The organism is Arenibacter catalasegens (assembly GCF_002909235.1).
Lineage (GTDB): Bacteria > Bacteroidota > Bacteroidia > Flavobacteriales > Flavobacteriaceae > Arenibacter > Arenibacter catalasegens.
On record NZ_PHQQ01000034.1, the window covers coordinates 45,984 to 52,906 of the forward strand.

Annotated in this window: 6 protein-coding genes; 3 read left to right on the forward strand and 3 right to left on the reverse strand. The window is 39.0% G+C overall.

Translation table 11 applies throughout. From position 1 onward, the window contains the following. Nucleotides 1–69: 69 nt before the first annotated feature. From CWD90_RS20795 to arfB, 3 genes are all read left to right on the forward strand, one after another. Nucleotides 70–2,229, forward strand: a complete 2,160-nt coding sequence (locus CWD90_RS20795) for a prolyl oligopeptidase family serine peptidase (RefSeq protein WP_103477984.1) — start codon at nucleotides 70–72, stop codon at nucleotides 2,227–2,229. A gap of 92 nt (nucleotides 2,230–2,321) precedes the next feature. Further along, a complete protein-coding gene (locus CWD90_RS20800) occupies nucleotides 2,322–3,299 on the forward strand; it encodes a sulfate/molybdate ABC transporter ATP-binding protein (protein ID WP_103477985.1) in 978 nt (325 codons plus the stop codon). 4 nt (nucleotides 3,300–3,303) lie between these two features. Further along, nucleotides 3,304–3,708 carry an alternative ribosome rescue aminoacyl-tRNA hydrolase ArfB gene (arfB, locus tag CWD90_RS20805; RefSeq protein WP_103477986.1) on the forward strand — a complete coding sequence of 135 codons (405 nt, stop codon included), beginning with the start codon at nucleotides 3,304–3,306 and terminating at the stop codon, nucleotides 3,706–3,708. Nucleotides 3,709–3,724: 16 nt separating this feature from the next. On the opposite strand, the gene CWD90_RS20810 is transcribed toward arfB, so the two are convergent. From CWD90_RS20810 to CWD90_RS20820, 3 genes are read right to left on the reverse strand one after another with little or no spacing between them, the layout of a single operon-like run. Further along, complete coding sequence (locus CWD90_RS20810; RefSeq protein ID WP_103477987.1) at nucleotides 3,725–4,417, reverse strand: cyclase family protein; 693 nt, start codon at nucleotides 4,415–4,417, stop codon at nucleotides 3,725–3,727. A gap of 53 nt (nucleotides 4,418–4,470) precedes the next feature. Next, nucleotides 4,471–4,926, reverse strand: a complete 456-nt coding sequence (locus CWD90_RS20815) for a 3-oxoacyl-ACP synthase (RefSeq protein ID WP_103477988.1) — start codon at nucleotides 4,924–4,926, stop codon at nucleotides 4,471–4,473. A 42-nt stretch (nucleotides 4,927–4,968) separates the two neighbouring features. Beyond that, nucleotides 4,969–6,084: an NAD(P)/FAD-dependent oxidoreductase gene (locus CWD90_RS20820; RefSeq protein ID WP_103477989.1), complete on the reverse strand. Its 1,116-nt coding sequence runs from the start codon at nucleotides 6,082–6,084 to the stop codon at nucleotides 4,969–4,971. Nucleotides 6,085–6,923 lie beyond the last annotated feature (839 nt).

The window sequence follows — 6,923 nt, forward strand, 5'->3', positions numbered from 1 at the left end:
TAAAACCTTTGTAACAACCATTTACAAAGGTTTTTTTTATGCTAATTTTGGCGCAAGAGTATCCCTTTCATGAAGAAATCTATACTAATCCCGCTTGCAGCAATACAAATTTTCGCCTGTGAGCCTACTCAAAAAAAAGAAACAATCGTTTTGAATTATCCTACTACTAAAAAAGTTGATTCCGTAGACACCTATTTTGGCACAAAGGTCCATGATCCGTTCCGTTGGTTGGAAGATGACAGAAGCCCTGAAACAGAAAATTGGGTTAAGTCACAAAACAAGACTACCCATAACTATCTGGACAAAATTCCATTTCGCAAAGATTTAAAAAAACGTTTGGAACACTTATGGAACTACGAGAAACTGGGATCTCCTTTCAAGGAAGGCAATTATACCTATTTCTTTAAGAACGATGGCCTACAAAATCAAAATGTATTGTACCGTAAAAAAGGAGATAATGGGGAAGCAGCGGTATTCTTGGATCCCAATTCGTTTTCAGACGATGCCACAACCTCTCTAGCAGGAATTAATTTTTCCAAGGACGGCTCCATAGCAGCCTATTCCGTATCGGAAGGCGGAAGCGATTGGCGAAAAGTAATCGTAATAAATGCAGAGAACAAGTCCATTGTAGAGGATACTTTGGTAGATATAAAATTTAGTGGCATTTCTTGGAAAGGAAACGAGGGTTTTTATTACTCCAGTTATGACAAACCCAAAGGCAGTGAACTATCGGCCAAAACAGATCAACACAAACTTTATTATCACAAACTCGGCACTTCCCAGAACAGCGATGCAGTAGTATTTGGTGGTATTCCATCAGAAAAACACAGATATGTAGGTGGTTATGTTACGGAGGATGAGCATTACCTTATAATTAGCGCAGCGGTTTCTACCTCGGGCAATAAGTTGTTTATAAAAGACCTGAGACAATCTGAAAGCAATTTGATCACCATATTGGATACACCTGACACAGACAGCCAAGTTATAGACAATAAGGACTCAAAACTCTTTATATTGACCAATAGAAATGCACCCAATAAAAAGGTCATAACAGTCGATGCAAAAAATCCCACTCCCGAATATTGGACGGATTTAATTCCGGAAACGGAAAATGTACTTTCCGTGGGTACTGGCGGGGGTTATATTTTTACGGAATATATGGTAGATGCCATTTCCAAAGTATATCAATATGATGTTGATGGCACTATGATACGCGAAGTGATACTTCCAGGATTGGGAAGTGCTGGTGGTTTTAGCGGAAAAAAGATGGAAACCGAACTCTACTTTTCGTTTACCAACTATAATACCCCAGGATCTACCTATAAATACAATATTACGACTGGTGAATATAAGCTATACTGGAAACCGGAAATAGATTTCAATCCGGAGGAATATGTGTCCAAACAAGTCTTTTATTCCTCAAAGGATAGTACTAAGGTACCAATGATCATTACCCACAAAAAGGGATTGGAATTGAACGGCAGAAATCCGACCATGCTTTATGGTTATGGTGGATTCAATATTAACCTAACACCAGCTTTTAGTGTTACCAATGCGGTTTGGATGGAACAGGGTGGAATATTAGCGGTCCCCAACCTAAGGGGAGGTGGAGAATATGGTAAAAAATGGCACGATGCAGGTATCAAAACCAAAAAGCAAAATGTATTTGACGATTTTATAGCTGCCGCTGAGTATTTGATCGACCAAAAATATACTTCAAGTGACTATTTGGCAATAAAAGGAGGTTCCAACGGCGGACTCTTGGTTGGCGCTACTATGACCCAAAGACCAGATTTAATGAAGGTAGCCTTGCCCGCAGTAGGCGTTCTGGACATGCTTAGATACCATACCTTCACCGCTGGTGCTGGATGGGCCTATGACTATGGAACCCCTGAAGATAACGAGGAAATGTTTAATTATCTTAAGGGCTATTCCCCCGTACATAACGTTCAGGAAGGAGTACAATATCCTGCAACCCTTATTACTACGGGCGATCATGACGATAGGGTAGTACCTGCACATAGCTTTAAGTTTGCTGCAGAATTGCAGGAAAAGCAAACAGGTAATAACCCTACCTTAATACGTATTGAAGTGAATGCAGGCCACGGAGCAGGAACTCCCGTGAGCAAAACTATTGAGCAAAATGTGGATATTTTTGGATTCACCTTGTTCAATATGGGCTTTAAGGAACTCCCCAACAAGGGAGTTTTAAAAGATTTTAAGGATTAGTATAAAAAAAATCAATAATTTTGTTCTAAAGTCCGTTTCTTTTAGAAATGGACTTTTTTTATCCCCTAAGGTTACATTTATAATTTTAGCCCATGTTACAAGTTAATTCTCTTTCGTTCACTTATGATAAAATACCGGTATTGGCCGATATTAGTTTAAAGGTGGCCAAAGGGGAGCACATCTCCATTGTAGGTGAAAGTGGTTGTGGAAAAAGCACACTGCTCAAAATTATTTACGGCCTTCTCCAACCACAAAAAGGCGATATATTTTGGGGCGAGAAACAGGTGTTGGGCCCTGATTATAATCTTGTTCCCGGCGAATCCTATATGAAATACCTTTCCCAGGATTTTGATCTAATGCCTTTCACAACTGTGGCGGAAAATGTAAGTCAATTTTTATCTGTTTTCTACCCTGAGGAATTGAAGGCAAGAACAACAGAGCTGTTGGAAATGATAGACATGGTTCCCTTTGCCAACACAAAGGTTAAAAACCTAAGTGGGGGCCAACAACAAAGAGTAGCTTTGGCCCGGGTCCTAGCTCAAAAACCAGAAGTATTGTTATTGGATGAGCCTTTTGGTCATATAGATAATTTTAGAAAAAATCAACTGAGAAGAAATCTCTTTGGCTACTTACAAAAAGAGGAGATTAGTTGTATTACGGCTACCCATGACCACCAAGATGTTCTTCCATATGCCAATAGGGTCATTGTCCTTAAAGATCAGGAAATTATGGTTAATGCCAGAACTAAAGATCTATATAACAACCCAAAAAATATTTACACCGCCACCTTGTTCGGAGAAGCCAACCTTATTCCAATAAACATCATAAAATCTTATGGAGATTTGGAACGAAATATTCTTGTTTACGCTCATGAATTTAGGGTCTCACAAAAATCGGGAATTCCAACAACTGTAGAAAAATGCTATTTTATGGGAAGTCACTTTTTGATAGAGGGGCAGTCCGGAGAGCACAGAATAAGGTTTAATTCTGATGAAGCCCTGACCCAAGGCAAGCAGGTTTTCCTTAACATTGCCCTTGAAACCATTAACCAACGTCTAAAACCATTATAGGCCATTGAACAGGGAAGGCATCATTCAGGAATTAAAATTTAAAGCCGTTCGGAGCAGTGGTGCCGGGGGGCAAAATGTGAATAAGGTTTCCTCCAAGGTGGAACTGACCTTCGATCTGAAAAACTCCAACGCCCTGAATGAATTTGAAAAAAATAGGCTTCTCAAGAAACTCTCCTCAAAACTGAGTAAAGAAAACCTACTTTTAATGCAATGCGAGGAAACCCGGAGTCAACACAAAAATAAGGAACTTGTTATTCAAAAATTTCTTGATACGATCCAAGCAAATTTGGTTGTCCCCAAAAGAAGAAAAAAAACCAAACCCACTAGGTCGGCTATTGAAAAGCGACTGAAGAGCAAAAAACGGGCAGCCCTCAAAAAAGTGAACCGATCTAGGCCCAAATTAGACTAATCCGTTCGACCTTCTTTTACTCAAAAACTGCCACTGCCCTAACGGGCGACCCAGTACCTCCCCGTATTTTTAAAGGCAATCCAATAAATCTAAATCGACCGCGACCAATTAACAGATGTAAATTGATCATATTTTCATAATGCGTAAATCCAAGCGCTCCGCAAATTTGATGTACTTCCTTATTAGAAATACTTGGAATTCCGGGCGACATCATTTCCACACCAAATGCGGAAATGCCCTGTTCTCCCAACCATTTGGTCGCATTGGCACTTAATCCCGGTCCACTGACCCAATCAGCACCTCCATAAGTCCTTCTGTAATGGTCCGTGTACAATAAGACTGTGTCCCCTTCTTTAATCGTCGTGTTGGAAGTAGAACAGGCCGACATCAAATCCGAAGGTTCAATTAATTCCTTTAAGCCTTTATGAGACAAATCCAAACAGATTCCCTCCGTATAGAACATAGTGAGCGGCATAGTGTCAATAGATTGCCCTTTAAATTCACTTGCCATATGGTTCAAGGCATCCACATGAGTCCCTGTATGTTCACTCATTTCCAATTTATATACACTTGGGGACACTACAGTGCTATCGGTTATTCCGTCCCATTGTTCATGGGAGGCGTACATTTCCATCTTTACCCCAGGAAGGCTCTTATAAACGGGCATTCCGGAGAAAATTTCTTGACTGAGGTCTATGATTTCTGACATAATGTTAAATAATAATATATCTCAATATCTTGGTCACCAGCTTCAAAAAAAGATTACTCAATTTTCTGTATTTTGAATTCCTTTGAATTAAAAACAGCAATATCGCCCACTACTTCCCCCATTAACAGTTTTCCAACTGGCGTATTGGGCGCTATGGCATAAAAAGAAACTCCGTCCACTTTTGTTTCTCCAGCACTAATTGCCATATAATAATTTTGTTGATCGGTATATATAACACTCCCCAGTCCAACATGGGACATATTGGAGTTTAAGGGTGTCTTCTTAAACAACTCTTGAAGTAAATGAACTTCGGAAAGCTGCTTGCCCAATTTTTCTCGTTCTAACTGAATCATAGCTCTACCCGTTTCATGCTTGTCCCCTGCACTACTTTTGGTCTCAGAGCTCAAAGCTTCCTGTAGCGAATCAATATTATTTTGAATCCGCGCTAACCGATTCTCTATATATGATTTACAAAAGCCGTATAATTGTTGTTTTAACGGATGGTCCATTTAGAATACATGATTTAACTTAATATGATTTTTACCCTCAGCCTATTTTGCCAAAGTGGCCAATTCCTTTCCGATTAAACTACCGATGGCAATGCCCATTCCTCCCATTCTTACCCCGCAATAAACATGCTTGCTCAACTGCTTAACAATAGGTTTCTTTTGATCACCAATACCCATAATACCGCTCCATCTTTGGTCTACCTCAAAGGGCGTATTTGGTAAAATAATTGTTCGCAATATCTCCTCGAGTCTATCCTGAATTAAAGTGGTCTCCCCAAAAGTACTTGTTTCCTCTCCCGTAAAATCCAAATTTCTTCCTCCCCCCAGAAGAATTCGTTCTTCAATGTTCCTAAAATAATAGTATCCTTCATCCAAATGAAAAGTCCCCTTGATGTGTAGGTTATCTATAGGTTTCGTAATCAGTACTTGTGCTCGGGCAGGTTTTACTATTTCTTGAATTAATTGGGATGCAAAACCATTGGTTGCAATAAAAAGTTTGTTGGTCCTAAATTCGAATTGATCGGTTTTAATAACAACATCATGCATATTCTCCCCATAGCTCTCAACACTAATGGCATTTAGGACCGTTATACCCCCATTTTGCACCTTATCAAGTAAGGTTTTCATCATTTTACCGGTATTGATCTGCCCTTCGAACGTACTGGATATATAGTTCTCCTGTATACCTTTAAAACCAAAACTATTGTTGTGAACCTCAAAAGTATCGGCCTTAAATACAGGATTTAAAAGGGAATTCACCATATCCAAATTATCCAGACAATCCTCATAAAGACCCTTCTGATCCTTTAAAAAAACCTCATGACCACCGTGATTTTGATAATCCATTTGATCATCACCTAGATTCTCGCGTAATAATTGAACGCCCTCCCAACGCTTTTGTACCAACTGTACCACTTCTCCCTCAGAATGCATTTTTAAATCGGCCAAAATCTCCGAAATACTTCCGAAGCAGGCAAATCCAGCATTTTTTGTACTCGCCCCCTGTGGCAGCAGTCCTCTTTCCAATACTAAAATCTTAGCCTTTGGGAATTGTTTCTTTAAATAAAAAGCACAATTAAGTCCTACAATCCCACTGCCTACAATAGTGAAATCTATATTGGACAACCACGTTTTATATTCCCAGTAACTTAGGTTCATATGGGGTCTATGCTTTTATAAGCAAAATTATAATTTTGGAATAAAGGTATTATTTCTTTGGAGATATCTAGGGGTCATCACTACTTGTTGTGATTATGCAAGAATTGAGGTTAATATGAAATGTCGTATTTTTTTTGATTGTTAGTTTTGTTTTTTGGAAAAAATAGAGTAACACATATGTTGAAAATATTCTTCCTTTCTTCTCAAGTGGTTTTTATTGTTTATAATCGGTTTTCGTTAATCTGCGTTTTCTGTGCCGTTCTATGAAACAGACTAAAGAGCATCATCAATAACATCCTCTTTCATTTTCTTTGCTTGTCCAAAGAAAACGAAACAAAAGAAAAGACCCTTCTTCACTAGGTGGTCCTTAAAATCTTTGGATTTTATGGACCGATGCCATGGCCTAAATTATTTCCAAGGCTTCAATAATTCTTTACGGCCATGACATCTCCACTACGGAAGAAGATAGACCCAACAACAAACTTTGGAGGCAATGTACAAGGGTATTTAAAAATGGTCAATGATTTATCTGAACTAAGTAGGTTGAAGGAACAAAGGAACGGCCTATTTTCAATTTCGTCTTAAATCAAGTGCTTTTCACATTGGGCGAGAGAAGCCGTCCAAAGAGCATTTCACCTAAGTGAAAGCGGCCTGGGCGGTGCGGCCGTGGAAAGTACGTGGATTTAAAGAAATTTAAAATCAGCCTACTCCCGGTATTCTTATGGATTGACCAAGGGTAAATTATAGTTTTTTTCATATTTTCTGTTTTCTTTGATCAAAGTAAAGATCCTGTTGATTATTTTGGCCCGTACCGCATTGATTACCGTCATTTTATTTTT

Excerpts from the sequence above, each read along its gene's own strand:
- CWD90_RS20800 (WP_103477985.1), top strand. The coding sequence starts at position 2,322 with ATGTTACAAGTTAATTCTCTTTCGTTCACTTATGATAAAATACCGGTA.
- CWD90_RS20810 (WP_103477987.1), bottom strand. The coding sequence starts at position 4,417 with ATGTCAGAAATCATAGACCTCAGTCAAGAAATTTTCTCCGGAATGCCC.
- CWD90_RS20815 (WP_103477988.1), bottom strand. The coding sequence starts at position 4,926 with ATGGACCATCCGTTAAAACAACAATTATACGGCTTTTGTAAATCATAT.
- CWD90_RS20795 (WP_103477984.1), top strand. The coding sequence starts at position 70 with ATGAAGAAATCTATACTAATCCCGCTTGCAGCAATACAAATTTTCGCC.
- CWD90_RS20820 (WP_103477989.1), bottom strand. The coding sequence starts at position 6,084 with ATGAACCTAAGTTACTGGGAATATAAAACGTGGTTGTCCAATATAGAT.